Source organism: Mesorhizobium cantuariense, assembly GCF_042647205.1.
GTDB classification, from domain to species: Bacteria; Pseudomonadota; Alphaproteobacteria; order Rhizobiales; family Rhizobiaceae; genus Mesorhizobium; species Mesorhizobium cantuariense.
Window position 1 is genome coordinate 5,345,804 of record NZ_JBHRVD010000001.1, and the last position, 19,378, is coordinate 5,365,181.

12 protein-coding genes and 2 pseudogenes are annotated in these 19,378 nt (G+C 63.9%); 1 reads left to right on the forward strand and 13 read right to left on the reverse strand.

Going from position 1 to position 19,378, the window contains the following annotated elements; translation table 11 throughout:
* Positions 1 to 71: 71 nt before the first annotated feature.
* The 6 genes and pseudogenes from ACFOJ9_RS26075 to ACFOJ9_RS26100 all read right to left on the reverse strand — a co-directional run bounded on the left by ACFOJ9_RS26075 (position 72) and on the right by ACFOJ9_RS26100 (position 7,945).
* Positions 72 to 2,543 (reverse strand): adenylate/guanylate cyclase domain-containing protein, encoded by a 2,472-nt coding sequence (locus tag ACFOJ9_RS26075; RefSeq protein ID WP_378988072.1) that lies wholly within the window; start codon positions 2,541 to 2,543, stop codon positions 72 to 74.
* A gap of 81 nt (positions 2,544 to 2,624) precedes the next feature.
* On the reverse strand, positions 2,625 to 3,719 hold the full coding sequence (locus tag ACFOJ9_RS26080; RefSeq protein ID WP_378982690.1) for a branched-chain amino acid ABC transporter substrate-binding protein: 1,095 nt from the start codon (positions 3,717 to 3,719) through the stop codon (positions 2,625 to 2,627).
* 576 nt (positions 3,720 to 4,295) lie between these two features.
* Positions 4,296 to 4,631, reverse strand: a pseudogene (locus tag ACFOJ9_RS26085) (transposase); the annotation flags it as partial.
* A gap of 308 nt (positions 4,632 to 4,939) precedes the next feature.
* On the reverse strand, positions 4,940 to 6,109 hold the full coding sequence (locus ACFOJ9_RS26090; protein WP_378977626.1) for an IS110 family transposase: 1,170 nt from the start codon (positions 6,107 to 6,109) through the stop codon (positions 4,940 to 4,942).
* A gap of 72 nt (positions 6,110 to 6,181) precedes the next feature.
* Positions 6,182 to 7,033: pseudogene (locus tag ACFOJ9_RS26095) on the reverse strand (IS91 family transposase); the annotation flags it as partial.
* A gap of 3 nt (positions 7,034 to 7,036) precedes the next feature.
* Positions 7,037 to 7,945 carry a tyrosine-type recombinase/integrase gene (locus ACFOJ9_RS26100; protein ID WP_378982693.1) on the reverse strand — a complete coding sequence of 303 codons (909 nt, stop codon included), beginning with the start codon at positions 7,943 to 7,945 and terminating at the stop codon, positions 7,037 to 7,039.
* A gap of 746 nt (positions 7,946 to 8,691) precedes the next feature.
* Here ACFOJ9_RS26100 and ltrA point away from each other — a divergent pair.
* Positions 8,692 to 9,930 carry a group II intron reverse transcriptase/maturase gene (gene ltrA, locus ACFOJ9_RS26105; protein WP_378987596.1) on the forward strand — a complete coding sequence of 413 codons (1,239 nt, stop codon included), beginning with the start codon at positions 8,692 to 8,694 and terminating at the stop codon, positions 9,928 to 9,930.
* 336 nt (positions 9,931 to 10,266) lie between these two features.
* Here ltrA and amaB read toward each other — a convergent pair whose 3' ends face one another.
* The 7 genes from amaB to ACFOJ9_RS26140 form a co-directional block, all read right to left on the reverse strand.
* On the reverse strand, positions 10,267 to 11,781 hold the full coding sequence (amaB, locus tag ACFOJ9_RS26110) for an L-piperidine-6-carboxylate dehydrogenase (RefSeq protein ID WP_378982696.1): 1,515 nt from the start codon (positions 11,779 to 11,781) through the stop codon (positions 10,267 to 10,269).
* A gap of 174 nt (positions 11,782 to 11,955) precedes the next feature.
* Positions 11,956 to 13,230 carry an RNA polymerase sigma factor gene (locus tag ACFOJ9_RS26115; protein WP_378982699.1) on the reverse strand — a complete coding sequence of 425 codons (1,275 nt, stop codon included), beginning with the start codon at positions 13,228 to 13,230 and terminating at the stop codon, positions 11,956 to 11,958.
* Positions 13,227 to 13,601 (reverse strand): YciI family protein, encoded by a 375-nt coding sequence (locus ACFOJ9_RS26120; protein WP_378982702.1) that lies wholly within the window; start codon positions 13,599 to 13,601, stop codon positions 13,227 to 13,229. Before ACFOJ9_RS26120 ends, ACFOJ9_RS26115 begins: the two co-directional genes overlap by 4 nt.
* 108 nt (positions 13,602 to 13,709) lie before the next feature.
* On the reverse strand, positions 13,710 to 14,816 hold the full coding sequence (locus ACFOJ9_RS26125; RefSeq protein ID WP_378982705.1) for a DNA topoisomerase IB: 1,107 nt from the start codon (positions 14,814 to 14,816) through the stop codon (positions 13,710 to 13,712).
* Between the two features lie 111 nt (positions 14,817 to 14,927).
* The gene (locus ACFOJ9_RS26130; protein ID WP_378982707.1) at positions 14,928 to 15,866 is read right to left on the reverse strand and encodes a glycosyltransferase family 2 protein; all 939 of its coding nucleotides are present in this window, start codon (positions 15,864 to 15,866) and stop codon (positions 14,928 to 14,930) included.
* A 146-nt stretch (positions 15,867 to 16,012) separates the two neighbouring features.
* Positions 16,013 to 16,897 carry a transglutaminase family protein gene (locus ACFOJ9_RS26135; protein WP_378982710.1) on the reverse strand — a complete coding sequence of 295 codons (885 nt, stop codon included), beginning with the start codon at positions 16,895 to 16,897 and terminating at the stop codon, positions 16,013 to 16,015.
* A 67-nt stretch (positions 16,898 to 16,964) separates the two neighbouring features.
* Complete coding sequence (locus ACFOJ9_RS26140; RefSeq protein ID WP_378982712.1) at positions 16,965 to 19,376, reverse strand: circularly permuted type 2 ATP-grasp protein; 2,412 nt, start codon at positions 19,374 to 19,376, stop codon at positions 16,965 to 16,967.
* Positions 19,377 to 19,378 lie beyond the last annotated feature (2 nt).

The following is a 19,378-nucleotide window of genomic DNA, read 5'->3' on the forward strand; positions in this document are numbered from 1 at the left end:
GACAGCGCCAATAAGCGGTGTCCCACATCCTACTCCTTGCGTCCATTGGGAGGGTCGTTGTGAACCAAGCCCTACTGCCCGGACTTGTGGGAAAGCCGATCCAGCGCGTCTCGAAGCGCAGTGGCGGCACCGCCACGCTCGTCGGCGGACATCAGCTCCGGTTCAAGTTCCAGCCTGAAGTGCGGCAGCTCGGTTCGAACAGCGCGACAAGCGCCCGCTAGATTGGCCTTCAGATCGATGACGCGGTAGGTGGCGACGGGATAGGCGATCCCCTTGACCTGGACGTGCCCCATCTCCTCACAATCGATCGTGTCCTTCACTTGCGCAAACGTCTCGTAGGAAATGAGGATGGCCCCCGGTGCCGCCTCCTGTTCCAGGCGCGAGGCGAGATTCACGGCGCCGCCGATTATCGTGTAGTCCATCCGGTCCTCGCTGCCGAAGTTACCGACGGTGCAGTAGTCGGTATGGATGCCGATGCGGCAGCGCAGCGGTGTTTCGATCCCCATGTCCCGCCAGACTTCGGTAAGCTCGCTGATCCGCTTTTGCATGGCAAGCGCCATCTGTACGCAAGCCAGCGCGTCCTCCTTGACGCCGCGCGTCTCAGGGTCGCCGAAAAACATCAGGATCGCGTCGCCGACGTACTTGTCGATCGTGGCACCATGATCCGACGCGATTTTCGACATTTCCGTCAGGTAGTGATTGAGGAGCTGGGTGAGATCCTCGGACTCCATCCTGTCGGTGGTCTCGGTAAAGCCGGCGATGTCGGAGAAGCATATGGTCAGCTTCTTGCGCTGACTGGCGATTCTAACGTCTTGGCGGCCGGTGAATATCGAGCTGTACACTTGGGGCGCCAGATATTTGGCCAGCTTGCTGGAAAGCGCCTCTAGGGCAGTGGACTTCTCGGCGAGGTTCTCCTCCCTTTGCTTCAGCTCGGTGATGTCCGAATAGACGGCGACCGTGCCGCCGGCGCTGATCCGCCGCTCGCTTATCATGATCCATCGTCCGTCGCCCCGCCGCTGCACCCATGGTTCGCCGGGGTTGCGGTGCCGCCACAGGCGCTCGGCAACCCACTCATCGACCCGCCCCTCGGCATCCCTGATGTAGCCGCGCTCGGCGGATCGGCGAATGATCTCCTCGAATGCCGTGCCAGGGGTTAGCTCGGCCTCCAGACCGGCGTATAGCAGTTCGCGGTAGCGGCTGTTGCTAAGGACAAGCCAGTCCTCTCTGTCATAGAGAGCGAAACCTTCGGAAATGCTTTCGATGGCATCGACTAGCCGCTGACGCGCTTCTGCAACGTCGCGCAGGTTCTTTTCCTCGACCTCGACAGCGGTATCCCGGAAGAGGCTCAGCGCCTCGGCCATGCGCCCGATTTCGTCGCTGCCCGCGGCCGGCAGCGGCGCATGAAGATCGCCGCGCGCGATCGCGAGCATGCCCTGGCTCACCGCTCCCAGACGGGCGAGAAGGCTGCGGTCGACATAGAGCCAGACGACCAGAACCGAGCTCAACAGGCTGAGAAAGGCGGAGCCGAGGACAACTCCGGTGCCGTAGCGCTGGACGAGCGCGGCTTCGCGACCGGAGGCAGCGATCTCGCGGTCCGCTGCTGCGACAAGACGGTCGACGGCAGCGGTAAGACTGCGCGACAGCCGATTGTTTTCGGCCAGAAGCTTTTCGCCCTGCGCGAGGACCGCAAGCTCCTCCTCCCGTGCCTTCGGGATGCTGTTCTCACCATCGGTTAGTGCCTTGAACTCGTCCACCCGCTGCCGGAAACGGGTCTGCAGCTTTTCGTCGATTTCCGAGGAAGCCGTTTCCAAAGCGGCAAGCGAGCGGCGCAGCGGAAACAGGATCAACTCCAGGTCGCCCTGCGTCGGCGCTGTCGCGGCCTTCACCAGCGCGTCGTTGACCGCCGAGATCTCCAGCAGCGCCTTCTGTTGGGGGATGTAGGCCGCAATCGCCTGGACCAGGTCGGCCATTGCCGCTGCGCGTCGATCGGGCGACAGCGACGTATCGGCCGCGACCGCCCGCCATTGCGGGAGCCTAGAATCCATCACCAGGATGCCGGTGGCCAGAAGGCGGTGGCTTCCGGTCGTCGTCGCGGCGAGGCGGTTCAGGAGCTCCTCCTTGCGGGCGACTACGTCGAGCCGGGCGACAACCAGAGAGTCGAGCTCCTTCAGGTTGCGCCTCAGAACAACCGCGGCTTCCTCGATCTCGGCCAAAGGCACTGTGCCCAGCGTGGCATCCCTGAGGTCCGTGCGCAGGGCCTCGAGGCGGGACATCTCGAGCGCGACGGCAGCCGAGACCTCGCTGTGCTGAGCCCTGCTTGTCGCCGCCAGCACCGATGGCGCGGCAGCGGCGACCCGTTCGGCCTGGCGCGACAGCTGGAGGGAGGCCAGCGCCGACGGCACCCGATCCGTGGTAATTCGGTCGACGACGTCGCCGACTTGGAGGAAGGCATAAAGCGCTGCAGCGGTTGCCAGCACCGCAAGGGTGCTGATCCCGAAAAAGGCGAGCAACAGCCGGCCGCGTATGCCAAGGCGTTCAAGCATCGCGGTGAGTCGGAACAATCCTGCCACACTGGTCTGCATCAGACTAGACGTCTCAGGCGGCACGCCGGCGATCGGCGAACCCTATTCAACCGGCACGTACTCCCCGCCCCGCCAGACGTACCAAACCCAGCTCTGCCTCGTGAGGTCGCCCTTGTCGTCGAAATCGATCCGGCCAATGACGGTGTCGAATTGCTGTTCGTGCAGTGTCGCGATGACCGCCTTCGGCTCCAGCGAACCTGCCTTCGCGACCGCCTGGGCCCAGACCTGGACCGCGCAGTAGCTCAACAGCGTGTAGCCCGCGGGCTCGAAGTTCTCTGCACGGAACTGCTCCACGATCGCGGCCGCGCCGGCATTTCTCCGCGGATCCGCCGGGAAGGTGAACAGGGTTCCCTCCGCCGCTGAGCCTGCGATCAGGGCAAATTCCTCGGTCGCCAAGGCATCTCCGGATATGAGCTGAACCGTGTAGCCACGGTCGTGTGCAGCGCGAGCAATCAGCGCAACCTCGGCATGATACCCACCCATATACAAGGCGGAGACGCCGGCGGTCTGCAACGCAGCGACCTCGGCTGAATAGTCATCCTTCCCGGGCGTGTAGGTGTCGTAAACGGCTTCAGTCACGCCCCGTTTGTTCAGCTGCTTCCTGGTCTCGTCGGCGAGACCCTTCCCATAGGTCGAATTGTCGTGGAGGATTGCAATCTTCTTGTCGCCCCAGCGATCGGCAAGGTAGTTGCCGGCGATGAAACCCTGCACGTCGTCGCGGCCAATGGTGCGAAAGACATTGCCACGGCCCTGTTCGGTCAGCTGCGGATTGGTCGAGCCCGGGGATATTTCGACGACGCCCGCCTCCTCGTACACTTTTGATGCGGGGATCGAGGCCCCGGAGCAATAATGCCCGACGACGAGCACCACCCCGTCAGCCACCAGCTTCTGGGCGGCCGCCACCGCTTGCTCGGGATCGCAGAAATCGTCGACCGAGATGAGCCTCACCTTCTGGCCGAGCACGCCGCCCGCCGCGTTGACGTCGGCCACCGCCATCTCCGCGCCGCGCTGTCCCTGCTCGCCGATCCAGGCAAGCCGTCCTGTCATCGCAGCCGAGACCCCGACCAGCACCTCCGCTCGCGCGGAACTGAACACGGCCGCGAGAACTAAGATCGCTATGGCGATGATGCGGTGCATGTGTGCATCCCTGTCGGTAGCTTACGCTAATCCCGTCAGAGCCGACAGCCCCTTCGGCAAGCGCGAGTATCTCGGCTGTGATTACAGTGCAATTGGCGAAGCGATCCTTCGCTTGAATGGCGTGTCATAACTTCGTTCGCTGAGGTCGGAATCGCGCGCCAAATCCCGACATTCCACTGGCCGGAGTGAACATCGTGATTTGGGTCAGGTCACGACGATGTTCGCGACGACCTGAATGTCTGCTCTCTTGTATCCCAGCCCAAAGCGGCCTGTCCGCAATCGTGAAGAGTTTCGGGCGCCGGCAGGCGTACGAAAGTCCCCGAGGAAGGAACCCGCGGGCCACAGGCGGTGGCTATGGGGATTTCGGATTTCGGCCGGTGTCGGCGATGGCGCGCCCGCCGACGGGAAGCGCGGGGATGGGCGCGAACAGGCCGCCTCGTTGTGCCTCCGCGCGGTGTTGTCGGCCGGGCGCTGGTCCGGAGGCGCGCCTGTCGGGGTCAACCATTACCAAGAACACGCGTGGGTCCATTGCCGGAGGCTGAGTGCCTGCGGCTGAACGCTGGATACCATGCCGGGTCATGGGACGTTCTCCCGGCTCGTCGCGGTTGCGTCCGGCGGTCCGCGCGGCTGCCTCCAGCGTTCGAAGGTCTCGATGACGATCATGCGTCCGCCGCAGCACGGGCATGACGGGCGGAAGTCGTCCGGTTCGCTGGGGTCGGGCGGCGCGGCGACGTCCAGGAGTTCACGGGCGAGCGTGAGACTGGCCTTGCGGGCGGAGCCGGCGAGCAGTCCATAGTGCCGGATGCGGTGGAAGCCGCGCGGCAACACGTGGAGCAGGAAGCGGCGGATGAACTCGGCGGGGCCAAGCGTCATGACCTGCTGCCGGTCGGCGCCGTCGCGACGGTAGTCCTCACATGAGGGTCATCACGTCAAGTCGGGGCATCATGGCGACATTATTCGTTCCTTATTCGAAGACGGTATCCACGGTCTGAGCCCGGTTGCACGACACTGCCCGATATCCGGGCCTGATCAACCTCACATCCGGTCGCCGCCCAGCGGCTGCACCACTATCCCGCTTTCGGCGGGCAAGGGCTCAGAAGGACGAGACCATTCTTGTAGGCGGCTTGCTTTGAGCCATGGACTACCACGGTTCGTCCCCCTGGATCCGTCAGGGCTAATCAGGCCCTGGGGATGGGAATAACTTTACGTCTGTCGTCGCATCAGGTGGCTTTGATGGCGGCTCCCTCGATGAGAACACCGAACGTCACATATTTCCAGAACGCCACCAGCAGCTTGCGGGCCAGGGCAACAATTGTCGTCGCCTTGCGCTTTCCGGCATTGTGCTTCACCCGTTCCTGGAACCAGCGGCTCAGCATCGAATTCGGCTGGTGACGCAACCACAGCCATGCGAGTTGGACCATTGCTGTTCGAAGACGTGGGTTGCCTGCCTTCGAGATACCCTGCTCACGATTGATTGAACCGCTTTGCCAGGGACTTGCGGCAAGTCCTGCGTAGGATGCGACCTGTCTTCGGTTGTCGAAGTGCCGGGACAGGCATTCGCTGTAGATGACATTGGCGAATTCTGGGCCGATCCCCCTTATGCCGAGCAGCATCGTTGCGGGTTCGGTCAGGGCCGCCTTCTCCTGCGCTAGAACCGCGTCACGCTCGGCCTCCACCGCCTTGATTTGTTCGATCAGTAATTCGAGGCGACCGAGCTCGCGAAGAAGCTGGGCCTTGGTGTGCCGAGGCAGATCGCGACCATCACCCGTGCGGAGCTCCTCAAGGCGCTCGCGGCGATCGCGGCGCCCAGGCTCATAGCCCCGAATGCCCTGGCTAAACAGCAAACCCTTGATGCGGTTGATATGGAGCGTTCGTTCGTCGACGAGTACTTTGCGCTCGCGACCGATCCTGCGACGGTCTTCGTCCTGCGAGGTTGGAACTCGCACCATAGAGCAGACGCGGGGCTCCCCTCGCTTGTAGGCCAACAACGTCCGGATAAGCGTCTCGCCGTCGATCCGGTCTGTCTTCGCCCGCCGGCGCTTGCGCGAGACGGCAATCGAGGCGGCGTCCACGATATGGCTTTCTATCCAATCTTCGCGATCGAGTAAGCGGTGAAGCCAGAATCCATCAAGTCCGGCTTCGTGAATAGATACCACTCGATAGAGCCTGCCAGTCCTGGCCAGCGCTTTGGAACGGAGTTCGTCGATACGTACAAACAGTCCGGCAATGTCGCCACCGACAACCGTGTGCCGGGACATCTTATCGGTGGCACCCGGCGACAGCGAGGTGATCAGCCAGGCTGATTTGCTCAGTTCCAAAGAGATAAAAATTGCGTCAAGCTCGACACGGATAGCGGCAGGCGCTGCAGATTGATCAGTTGTAATAGACATGGTGGGTCTCCAGAGAGTTCAAACAACCTCGCTCTATTACAGCTCCGGTCGCTATCCATACCCTCATGGGATCTTGTAGCGGAAGGTGACGCCGCTCGCGTTGAAGGCGATCAGGCGGCTGTTCGAAATCGCGACCCGGTGGGTGTAGCGCGACAGGTAGGCGAGCACTGCCTCCGGTCCGGCGAACGGCGCCTTGGCGTAGACCACCCAGCGCGTCTTCCGGACGGGAGCAAGGTGGCGCAGGAATGTCTGCCGCTCGGTGAGATGAGCAAGTGTGCCGAAGAAGCCGAGCCGGCTGGCGTCGTGCAGCGCGAGCAGCCGGGTGAGGAACAGGCGTCGGAACAACTTGCCGAGCACGCGCACCGGGAGAAGGAAGGCTGGACGCGACGAGACCCAGCGGCTCCCGTCCGGCGCGATGCCGCCGCCCGGCACGATCATGTGCACGTGCGGGTGGTGGGTCAGCGCCGAGCCCCAGGTGTGGAGGACCGCAGTGATGCCGATGCGCGCACCGAGGTGCTTCCGATCAGCCGCGATCGTCAGCATCGTCTCCGATGCCGCCTTGAACAGCAGGTCGTAGACCAGCGCCTTGTTGTGGAAGGCGATGTCGGCGACCTCGGCGGGCAGCGTGAACACGACATGGAAGTAGCCGACCGGCAGCAGGTCGGCCTCGCGCTCGGCAAGCCATGTCCGCGCGGCTGCGCCCTGGCACTTCGGGCAGTGCCGGTTGCGGCAGGAGTTGTAGGCGATGCGCCACTGGCCGCAGTCCTCGCAGGCCTCGACGTGACCGCCGAGGGCTGCGGTGCGGCAATGCTCGATCGCCGACATCACCTTGAGCTGGACGAGGCTCAGGTGACCTGCATGGGCGGCCCGGTAGGCGGGTCCGGCAGCACGGAAGATGTCGGCGACCTCGATCGAGGCGCGCACGGATTAGCCACCGGGCGAGGTCTCTCCCGGCTTGAACAGGCCGAGCTTGTCGAGCGGGCTCGTCACGGCACGCACCGTCCGGGTCGCAACCTTCGCGTAAAGGGCGGTGTTGTTGAGCTTGGCGTGCCCGAGCAGGACCTGGATGATCCGGATGTCGGTGCCGTCCTCCAGCAGGTGGGTGGCGAAGCTGTGACGCAGCGTGTGCGGCCCGACCCGCTTGGCGATGTCGGCGGATTGGGCCGCCTCGACGACTATGCGATAGAGCTGCCGCGTACTGATCGGCTTCATCGCGTGCTGCCCGGGAAACAACCAGCCGTCGCGATGCATTACGCCCTGCTGCCGCCCGACCTTCCACCACTCACGCAGAAGCGTGAGCAGATCCTCCGAGAGCATGGCGTTGCGATACCGCCCGCCCTTGCCGCGTTCGACGCGCAGCAGCATGCGCTCGCTGTCGACGTCGGCGACCTTCAGCATCGACACCTCCGCGACACGCAGGCCGGCCCCATAGGCGACCGAGAGTGCCGCCTGGTGCTTGAGGCAGGTGGTGGCGTTGAGCAACCGGGCAACCTCGTCGCGGCTCAGCACCACGGGCAGGTTACGCGGATGCGACAGCCGGACGAGCCGGCGCGCCAGGTCCGGGCGGTCGAGCGTGTGGGTGAAGAAGAAGCGCAGCGCTGACACGATGCTGTTCATCGTCGGAACCGGAACGCCGTCCTCCTGCTGCTCGATCTGAAACCGGCGCAGGTCATCGGTGGTCGCTGTGTCTGGTGATCGCCCAAGGAATGTCGCCAGGCGTCCGATGTCGCGGAGATAGTTGCGCTGTGTCTCCCGTGAGAAACGTCGCATGTTCATGTCGTCGATCAGTCGCTGGCGCAACGGGCTGATCGAAGCTTCGAGAATTGAATGAGGCATAGTCAGGCTCCTTGTTGAAGAAGCCTGTGATGCTCTGCCCTTGCCGAACCCTGCTCAACGCGGGCGCGACGACCGGTTCTTGATCTCTACCTCAACCGCAGGCGCCCTCCCGCGCAGCGGGTTCGTTGTGTGCCCAGCATGTTCAACCGCTTGGGGGTGAAAGTCCCCTTGCCAACCTGATGGAGGTGAAGGCTTAGCAAAGCGCAAGGGCATTACCGCGAGGTGGTGTCTGAAGGAAGCGTGGAGCAAAACCGCGACCTGACGAACAGAAACCGGATATGAGGCATCCCTGGCCGGACGAGCGGGCAACGTGTCGCGAAGTCCATATCCATCAAGGGGCAGGGCTGTAGATCCGGCAGGTGCGCGGGGAAGGCGATTGAACTTACCTGGGGAGGCCTGCGTCATGTTCCGACTTCGGAACTGAGGGAACCGCAAGGTGACCTGACCGTGATGCAGGAGTCAGCAGAGGGCGTAGTAGGTGATGCTGTCGGCAAGGCTAGTGAGGCACTCCAAGCCGAAAGGCGGAGCAAACGGATAGGCCGAGCCGGAAACGATGACCGAAGGCCCGAACGATTGGAAGTGACAAATAGGACTGGCAACTCATGAGTGGAAAGCGGCAGAAGACCCAGTACTCACTGGCCCTGGAACCGAGGGACCGGGGTGAAGCCCCTGTCAGCGGTTACCAAGGGGCCGAACCACTCGTGGCGAAGTCGGCACCCGAAAGCCCGGCCTGGACAGAACAACTAATGGAGACGGTATGTAGCCGAGAGAATCTGGAAACAGCGTGGAAACGCGTTCGAAGCAACAAGGGCGGTCCAGGCGTGGATGGGATGACCATCGATGACGCCAAGGGCTACCTGCGTGAGCACTGGCCAAGCATCCGGTCTCGATTGCTCGAAGGAACCTATCAGCCGCAGCCGGTCAAGCGGGTCGAAATCCCCAAGCCGGAGGGCGGGGTCAGAAAACTCGGCGTGCCTTGCGTCGTCGACAGACTGATCCAGCAAGCCCTGCTGCAGGTTCTCCAGGAGCAGTGGGACCCGACGTTCTCCGAGCACAGCTACGGCTTCCGCCCAGGACGCTCCGCCCATCAGGCGGTAGCCCAATCGCAACGCTACGTTGCCGAGGGCTACAGCCACGTGATTGACATCGATCTCGAAAAGTTTTTCGACCGAGTCAATCACGACAGCCTGATGGCGCGCGTCGCCGCGCGGGTATCCGATAAGCGCGTGCTCAAACTCATCCGCGCATTCCTCAATGCGGGGGTGATGGAGGATGGCTTGGTCCGTCCGGTGGACGAGGGGACCCCGCAAGGTGGCCCGCTCTCGCCCCTCCTAAGCAATCTCCTGCTCGACGACCTCGACAAGGAACTGGCCCGAAGGGGTCTCCGCTTCTGCCGCTATGCGGATGACTGCAACATCTATGTTCGCAGCCGCCGCGCCGGCGAACGGGTCATGACCTCTGTCGGCCGGTTCCTGACCAAGAAGCTGCTGCTGAAGGTCAACGAGGCGAAGAGCGCGGTGGCGCGACCGGAGGAGCGGAAATTCCTTGGGTTCAGCATCTCAAATGACGGGAGCGAACGGCGCATCGCGCCAAAGGCCCTCGACAAATTCAAGGCGCTGATCCGGGACATGACACGCCGGACACGGGGAATCAGTCTGCCGCAGATGATCAAGGAGCTGAAGTCATACCTCATCGGATGGCGCGGCTACTTTGGCTTCTGCCAGACCCCACGGGTGCTTACGAACTTGGAAGCGTGGACCCGCCGGAGACTACGCATGTATCTCTGGTGGCAATGGGGGAACGGGCACAACCGCTTCAAGGAACTACGTCGTCATGGCGTACCAAAGTTCGGAGCTGCGGTTGCCGCCGGTTCACCGACGGGATTCTGGCGCATGTCAGGACACCCGGCGGTCCAACAGGCCCTGCGCAACCATTACTTCGAGTCTCTCGGTCTCCCTCGACTTCATGTCTCTGCCCAAGCTTAATACGATCGAACCGCCGTGGTACGGACCCGTATGCCCGGTGGTGTGGGAGGGGCGGCGTCGCGAGGCGTCCCCCTATCCCGATCCCCGGCCCCTTCCAGCCGTTCCGAAACGCATAACCGAAGCCGCTTCTGGCGCGTTGACGTCCCCCCCTCGCCCTTGAGGACAACCAGCCGATCGACACCTCACGCCCCGCAAAACAAAAAACCCGCCTTGGCGGCGGGTCGTCGGCGCAAATCAGCACCATGGGCAAAACGATAGCATAGCTGCCCTCAAAAATCAACCTCCGGGGGTAAAACGGTTCGGGTGCGCGAAGTCACCCGAACCGGGAAACGGACCTCAGTCGATATCGAACGAGACGCCCTGGGCGAGCGGTAGCGCCTTGGAATAGTTCACCGTGTTGGTGGCGCGCCGCATATAGGCCTTCCACGCATCGGAGCCGCTCTCGCGGCCGCCGCCGGTCTCCTTTTCGCCACCGAAAGCGCCACCAATCTCAGCCCCCGAGGTGCCGATGTTGACGTTGGCGATGCCGCAGTCCGACCCGTCGACACCGAGGAAGCGCTCGGATTCCTGCAGGTCGCGGGTGAAGATCGACGACGACAGGCCGGCGCCAACCGCATTGTGCTCGTCGAGTACGGCGTCGAAATCGGAATATTTCATCACATAGAGGATCGGCGCGAAGGTCTCTTCCGTCACCGGCGAAACTTGGCTTTGCATTTCGACCAGCGCCGGATGCACATAATAGGCATCGGGGTGGCCGTTCTCGACCCGTGCGCCGCCGGTCACCTTGCCACCGTGGACGGCGGCTTCCTTCAGCGCCTTCTGCATGGCGTCGAAGGCCGCCTTGTCGATCAGTGGGCCGACCAGCGAAGAGGTCTCCAGCGGATTGCCGACCGTCACACTTTCGTAAGCCTTCTTGAGACGTGGAACCAGGGCGTCGTAGACGCTGTCATGCACGAACAGGCGCCGCAGCGTCGTGCAGCGCTGGCCCGCCGTTCCCATGGCGCCGAAGGCGATGGCGCGCAGCGCCATGTCGAGATCGGCGGTCGGGCAGACGATGCCGGCATTGTTGCCGCCGAGTTCCAGCACCGCGCGCGCAAAGCGCTTGGCCAAGCGCGGGCCGACGTCGCGGCCCATGCGGGTCGAGCCGGTGGCCGAAACCAGCGGCACCTTGGGGTGATCGACCAGGATCTCGCCGACGGCGCGGTCGCCGATCAGCACCGGCGCCAGGCCCTGCGGCGCATCCGCACCGAAACGCTTGACCGCGCGCTTGAATATAGCTTCGCAGGCAAGTGCGGTCAGCGGCGTCTTCTCCGACGGCTTCCACACCACGGCATCACCGCAGACCAGCGCCAGTGCGGCATTCCACGACCATACCGCGACCGGGAAGTTGAAGGCGGAAATGACACCGACGACGCCAAGCGGATGCCAGGTTTCCATCATGCGGTGGCCCGGACGCTCGGTGGCGATGGTCAGGCCGTACAATTGCCGGGACAGGCCGACGGCGAAATCGCAGATGTCGATCATTTCCTGCACTTCGCCGAGCCCTTCGGACGGGATCTTGCCGACCTCGATCGAGACCAGCCGGCCAAGCTCGGCCTTGTGCGTGCGAAGCTCCTCGCCGAGCAGCCGCACCAGTTCGCCGCGCCGCGGGCCCGGTACCATCCGCCACGCCTGGAAGGCCTTGTGCGCGGCATCGATGGTCTTGGCCGCTTCAGCCGGCGAGATCGTCTTCAGCGCCGCGATCTCTTCGCCCGTCACCGGGCTGCGCACGATCAGGTCACCGCCGACAAGCGCGTCCTTGGCCACACCCAGTTTCGCCAGAAGCTCAGTCGTTTCCTTTGCTATCGTCATTTTTGTCCCTTTCAGATCCCGTCGCCATCATATGGCGCCCTCGCGCCATGTCGCCCGCGTGCCGGCCGGCACTTCGGGCAGTCATGGCGTGGCATTACTCGTTTCAGGGAAAAATCGCCACCCCGGCATGGTCCAAGCCCAAGTTGCACGATTGAGCCAGAGGGCAGCCGGCGTTCAGTTTGCCTTTTTCGCCGGCGAGCGCACGGCGCCGTCTTTCATCAGCCGGTCGATATGCATGCGGATATGGGCGGCTTCCGCCGCCGTGTTGGCAAGCGCAATGGCGCGGTCGAAGGCAACACGCGCCTCCTCGCCCCGGTCAAGCTGCATCAGCAGGCCACCCTTGAGGCCGAAGAAGTGGAAATAGCCGGAAAGCCTTTCCTCCAGCGGCTCGATCATGGCGAGCGCCTCTGCCGGCCCACGCACCTTCGAGACCGCAACGGCCCGGTTGAGCGTGACCACCGGTGATGGTTGCATCTGCTCGAGCAAGCGGTAGAGCAGGTCGATCTCGTTCCAGTCGGTGTCCTCGGCCTTTTCGGCCCGCGCATGCAGCGCGGCAATAGCCGCCTGCACCTGATAGGGACCGGGCTTGCGATGGCGTAGCGCCTTGTCGACAAGCGCCAGCCCCTCATCGATCATCTTGCGGCTCCACAGGCTGCGATCCTGATCCTCGAGCAGAACGATCTCGCCGCTCTCATCAAAACGGGCCGGTGCGCGCGCATGCTGCAGCAGCAACAGCGCCGTCAGCCCCATGATCTCCGGCTCGGTCTGGAACAGCCGCAGCAACAGCCGTGCCAGCCGGATCGCCTCTTCGCACAGCGGCGCGCGAGCCGGCGCCTCGCCGCTGTTGGTCGAATAGCCTTCGTTGAAGATCAGGTAGACCATGGCGGCGACAGCGGCGAGCCGCTCGGAGCGCTCGACGGCGCCCGGGGTCTCGAACGGCACGCCGGCGTCCGCAATGCGCGCCTTGGCGCGGGTGATGCGCTGCTCCATGGCGCTTTCGCCAACCAGGAAGGCGCGCGCGATCTGCTTGACGGTGAGGCCCGAGACAATCCGCAGCGCCACCGCGATCTGCTGCGTTGCCGGCAGATCGGGATGGCAGCAGATGAACAGCAGCCGCAATATGTCATCGCGGTAATGCGCCCCGTCCAGTCGCTCGGCGATATCGCTCTCGGCGTCTTCGAGGTCCGAGATCTGGTCTTCCTCCGGCATCGGCGCCTGCTTGGCCCGCTTGCGCACCGCATCGATGCCGCTGTTGCGGCCGACAAAGATCAGCCAGGCCGCGGGATCACGCGGCGGCCCGTTCTGCGGCCAGTTCTTGATGGCCCTGAGGCACGCATCCTGGAAAGCTTCCTCCGCCGTATCGAGATCGCGGAAATAACGCAGCAGCGCGCCCATCGCCTGCGGGCGGGCGGCGCTGATCGCCGAGCTGATCCAGGCGAGTTCGGTCATGCGGAAACCTTGGCGGGATTGAAGATCGAGACCGGCCGGATCTCATAGGAGCCGCCGCTCGGATTGACCTCGGAAAGCTCGCGAGCGAACTCCACGGCCTCGTCGAGATCGGCGCATTCGAGCGTGTAGAAGCCGAGGAACTGTTCCTTGGTCTCGGCAAACGGTCCGTCGATGACGACCGATTCGCCTTTGACCTTTCTCAGGGTCGTCGCGGCGGTCGTCGGCAAAAGCCGTGCCACCGGGCCAAGCCGGCCAGCCCTGGCATACTTGTCCTGGACGTCGAGGAGATTAGCCATGACCTCGTCGTCCTGTGCCTTGCTCCAGGAGCAGACGACGTCTTCGGAAGCATAGCAGAGGATTGCGTAGAGCATGGCTGGTCCTTTTCTCTGTCAAAGGACGAAACAGTAAGACCGATCCCGACACGACGTCGATAAAAAAATCCCGATGCCGTGGATTTGGCGACCGCCGGTGGTCGCCAGTCAGCTTTCGCGCACCTTCAGCCATCGCAGCACGAGAGCCTCCTCGTCGTCGAGACCATCGATCGAGCGCTTGCGCTTGTTGGCCTGAGCCATTTCGTCCAGCAACCGCCCCTGGGACCATGCTTCGAAGACCTGCGGATGAATGTAGCATTTGCGGCAGACGGCACGCGTGTTGCCCAGCCGCTCCGCAACCTTGTCGATGACACTGTTCATCACCCGCTTTTGCTGTGCCTGGCTTTGCGGCAATTCCGTCTGCGCAAACAGCGAGGCGGCATGAATGGTGCCGCCCCATGTGCGGAAATGCTTCGAACTGAACGCATCACCGAGGGCCTCGCGGATGTAGCGGTTGACGTCTTCGGAGCGGATCGGCCGCCTGTTGCCGTCCTCATCGAGATACTGGAACAGCTTCTGGCCCGGCAGGTCCTGGGCGCCGCGCACGATTCCAGCGATGCGGCGGTCGACCAGCTTCAGCTTCCACTCCTTGCCGGACTTGCCCTTGAAGGCAAAGCGCAGGCTTGAACCGACGACATCGACGTGGCGGTCGCGCAACGTGGTCAGCCCGAAACTCTTGTTGTCGCGGGCGTAGGCGGCATTACCCACCCGGATCATCGTGTTGTCGAGCAGCCACACGACCGCGGCGACGACACGCTCGAGCGGCAGGCCGCGACGACGCAGATCGCTGTCGATCCTGCGCCGCAGGTCCGGCAGGCTTTCGGCGAAAGCGACAAGGCTCGAATATTTGGCACCGTCGCGTTCTTCGGCCCACAGCGGATGGTAGCAATATTGCTTACGTCCGCGCTGGTCCCTGCCGGTCGCCTGGATATGGCCGCTGGCGTCGGGCGAAATCCACACATCCGTCCAGGCCGGCGGAATGACGATCGTCTCGATGCGTGCCCTTGTAGTGCCCGGAACCGCCCGCGCGTCCGGACCCTTGTAGGAAAACCCCTTGCCTGTCTTCAGCCGGCGGATACCGGGCTCGGCGTCGCTGATATAGGTGAGCTCGGCATGGTCGGCCGAGCTTTGCGCCCCGTTCTTCGGCGCACCATTTTTCGGCACACCGTCTTCGTCAGTCGACCGGCTGTGCGACAATCCGGATTTTTGCAGCATGTCAGCTCCACGCAAATATCCGTAGATAAGCCATTGGCCGATTGCTGGTTCCACACACGGTCCGAAAAGCCTGTGGCGCCGATGCACTGTCGGTCCCGACGGGACTGGCGCCTACAGAGCGCCCTGCAGCTGGATGGACGGCGCGGACAAACGCCGCCGCGCCGCAAGCTTGAACCTGTAGCGCAGGCAGCGCCAGGCTTCCGAACGTCGCTTCGGCGCGGCCGCAGCCACTGCCAGAAAGCGCGCCGCAGTGTCCAGATCGCCGCGCGCATAGTGGACCCGGGCGATCTTCAGGGCGACAAGCCCTTCCCTGGTCTTGAGCGCCGACATCGGGATGTTGCAGTCGGTGAGCGTGCGCAGTTGGCGGCGCCAATCCAGGAAGCGCCGCACCGGGTTGAGGGCAAAGCGGTCGTCGGAGCGTACCGGCGAAACCTCATAAACCATGACGGGGTCCGAAATCATGGCCAGCGATGCCTTGCTCATCAGCCGCGCCCAGAACAACGTATCCTCGTCATAGGCCAGTCCGACCGGGAACCGCGTCTCGCCGATCAGGGATCGGGATGCCAGGACGCTGCCCACGGCGACGGAGCGTATGTCGCCTTTCACATAGGCTGAAGCGTTTGCCAGGCACGCAGCCTGATAACCGTTTGGCACTTTGATCTGCCGATCCTGGCCGTTCACCCGTCGCCGATAGGCGCCGACGATCATGTCGGCTTTCGGCTGCTCCTCCGCCTTCCGGAGCAGCGAGCGCAATCCGCCTTTCAGATGCAGGTCGTCGGCATCGATCAGGTAGACCCAGGGATGGAGCGCCTCCGCCAGCGCCACGTTGCGGGCGCCGCCGGCATCGCGGCAACTGGCCGGCAGCACACGCAACGGCAACGACAGTTCCGCCGCGGCCTCCTGCGCGACAGTTGCCGTGCCGTCGGTCGATGCATCGTCGACCAGCAGGATCTCGCCGATGATCTCGGTCTCGCTGCGCAGCGACGCCAGCGTTGCCGCGATGGTCGCCGCCGCGTTGCAGGCAGGAATGACGACGCTGATCGCTCTCAATTCCAAAAACCCCGCGCCACGCGCTTAAGAATACAATTATCGTCCACTTCGAAACGAATGCAGATTAGCGGCCACATCGGTGTTTGAGAAGCAGTCTTGTCCATCCGGAGTTGCAGCGAAGAAACCGCTGCGGGTGCGGCCTGCTTTCAGGCCTTTTCGAGCACGACCGGAATGACGTCGACAGCTTGCTCGCCGACCTGCCCCCCCGTGGTCTTGAGAACGCCGACGATCGGCGCCACGTCCGAATAGTCGCGGCCATAGCCGACGGTGATGTGGTCGTTGCTGGCCCGCATGCCGTTGGTCGGATCGAATTCCTGCCAGCCGGCATCGCGCCCACACCAGACCTTGACCCAGGCATGCATGGCATCTGCCCCTTCCAGCCGGGGCTTGCCCTTCGGCGGGATGGTGCGCAGGAAGCCGCTGACATAGCCGGCCGGAATGCCGAGCCCGCGCAGGCCGGCGATCATGATGTGCGAAAAATCCTGGCAGACGCCGCGCTTCAGCTTGAAGGCATCGCTCGCCCTGGTTCGCACCGTCGTCGCATCGCCGTCATAGGTGAAATCGCGATGGATGCGATTGCACAGGTTCATGGCCGTGCCGGCGGCAGAGCCGGCGATGCTATCCCGTGCGTAGGTGGTGATCGCGCCATCGATGCCGGCATGGGTGCTGGCCATCAGGAAATGGTGGGGTGCATCAGGCGCCAACGACCGCACGGCGGCGAGCTCCTGCCTGAGCCGGCCGATATCGGGCGACACGTCGAGCCCGGGCTCGGGCCGCGACACTGATACGCGTGCGCTCATCCTTATGTCGAGTGCGTCATGCGCGTCGCGAAAGGCGATCGAGGTGACGTTGTTGCCGAAGAAGTCGGAAAAGTCAGAACGCTCGTTGGGGGCCGGCGCAAAGGACAGGGATGCGGCGATGACGCGCTGCACGCCTGATATCGTCGACGGCAGCACGCGGATCTGATGGCGGCTGCCGCCGGCCGCCGCAGCGTAATCGTAATGCAGATGAAGCCTGATGTCGTAAAGCATGCTCTACTTTTCTTGTCTTGGCGCAGGTTCTTGCCGCAAAACCGTGCGACACTTTTGCGGAACCTGCTTAGCCGAAATAGGCTTTGGCGAGGCTGTTGTAGAGGCCGCCGATTTCGTAGGCGAGCTCGTCCAGCGCCTTTGCCGTCATGTCCGAAGGCTCCTTGATGGCGATCTGGGTGTTGAGCTGCAGGATTTCCTTCGCCGCCGGCGACATGTGCCCCTCGCCGCCAAGCGACGGCAACAGGCCGATCTCGGCCTTCAGCCTTTCGAGCTGGAACAGGATGGAGCGCGGATTGAGCGGATCGAGCGCCAGCAGGTCGATCACCGTGCGCCGGCCTGCCTGCACCGGATATTGCCGGCGATGGGTCATCACGCTGTCGCCGATCTCCAGCATCATGTCGAGCGCGCCGTCCGGCGCCTTGGCGCTGGTCAGCCGAGACAGCGTGCGGGCGATCTGGATGCCGCGCTCCAGCCGCCGGCCGATCTCGAGAAAACGCCAGCCGGCGAAGCGGTACATGTTCTCGTGCAGCAGGCCGGAAAAGCCGGCGAGCTTGCGCAGGATGACCGTCATCGCCCGGGTCGCGTCGTCGCCCGGCGCCACCGTCGTTGCGAACTGATGGATGGTTTTGGACAAGTCCTTCAGCGCCAGCCAGCCATCGGGCGAGAAGCGGTCGCGGATCTGCCCGGCACTGTAGACCGCGCTATCCAGCGTGCCGATCAGCCCCGACGGGATCGCCGTCTCGACGTCGATGCCGAAAGGTTCGAGATAATCCCTGATGTCGGCAAGCAGCGGCATATCCGGGTCGGAGGTCTCGGCCAGCCGCACGTGGTAGGCGCGCAGGATGCGCACCGTGTCTTCCGAGCGCTCGATGTAGCGGCCGAGCCAGGTCAGGTTTTCCGCTGCACGGCTGGGCAAGCTGCCAGGCCTGGTGCGGGTGAAGCTGTCGCCTTCTTGCGGCAGTAGCGTCTCGCGCTCCACCGGTCGGTCGCTGACGACCCAGACATCCGCCGCCTGGCCGCCGCGCTGCATGGCGATTGCCGTCGGGTCGAGCGACAGGCCGACGCGCGCAAATCCCCCCGGCATCACCGTCCAGCCGTCGGGCGTGCGCGCCAGATAGACGCGCAGGCTCGCCGGCCGCGGCTCCAGCCAGCCGCCGACATAGACGGGCGTCGTCGAAAGCGTCACTGCTTCCTGGCCGACGAAGTCGCCGCCATAGCGTTCGATGCGCGCCACCAACTCCGCCCGCTCGCCTGCGGACAGCGCCGAGCCGAGCTTCGTCTGTTCGTCATCCTCGAAGGCAAGTCTCGTCGACAGCGCCGGCCCGATAACCATGCGATCGATATTGGCCAGCACATGCGCGCGCTCGGTTGCTTGCCCGCACCACCATGTCGCGACGCTTGGCAGCAGCAATTCCTCGCCCCGCAAGGCACGTGAAATCTTGGGCAGGAAGGCGAGCAGCGCGCGCGTCTCCATCAGGCCGGAGCCAAGCGCATTGACGGTCGCAACCGCGCCCTGGCGGATCGCCTCGACCAGGCCCGGCGTGCCGATCTGCGAATCCGGGCGCAGTTCGAGGGGATCGGCGAAGGCGGCATCGAGCCGCCGCCACAACACGCTGATCGGCATCAGGCCGGAAACCGTGCGCACCATCAACCGGCCGCCGGAAACGGTCAAATCCTCGCCTTCGAGCAACATGATACCGAGATAGCGGGCGATGTAGGCGTGTTCGTAATAGGTTTCGTTGAGCGGCCCCGGGGTCAGGATAGCGACGCGGCCGTCGGTTTCCTTGGCCATGCCGATCAGCGCATCGCGAAAGCGGCGGAAGAAGCCGGCAAGGCGGTGCACATGCATCTCGCCATAGATATCGGACAGCGCGCGTGTGGTGGCGACGCGGTTTTCCAGCGCGAAGCCGGCACCGGACGGCGCCTGCGTGCGATCGCCAAGCACCCACCATCGGCCATCAGGCCCGCGGCCGAGCTCGAAGGCGCAGAAATGCAGGAAATGGCCGCCGGCCGGCCTGGTGCCGACGACGGGCCGTAAATATTCCGGACTGGCGGCGATCAATCCCGCCGGCAGGATGCCTTTTTCGACCAACCGATTCGGCCCGTAGATATCGGCGATGGTTTCCTCGAACAGCTCGGCGCGCTGCACGAGGCCGGCGCTGATCGCGGCCCACTCGCTCTCCTCGATGAGAACCGGGACATGCGCCAGCGGCCATTCGCGCTCATTGGCGCCGGCCTTGTCATAGACGCGGTAATAAACGCCGGCATCGCGCAGATACTGGTCGGCGCGGGCGAAGCGCTGGCCGAGCTGTTCAGGCCCCAGTTCGTCGAGCGCCTCGATGAAGTGCTTCCAGACCGGACGGGGATTGCCTGCTGCATCGACCATCTCGTCGACGACGCCGTCGATCGGCTGGTAGTGCTCCAGCAGGCTGTGGCTCTGCGGCTTGCCGCGTACCCTCTTGTGATTCCCCTTTGCCATCG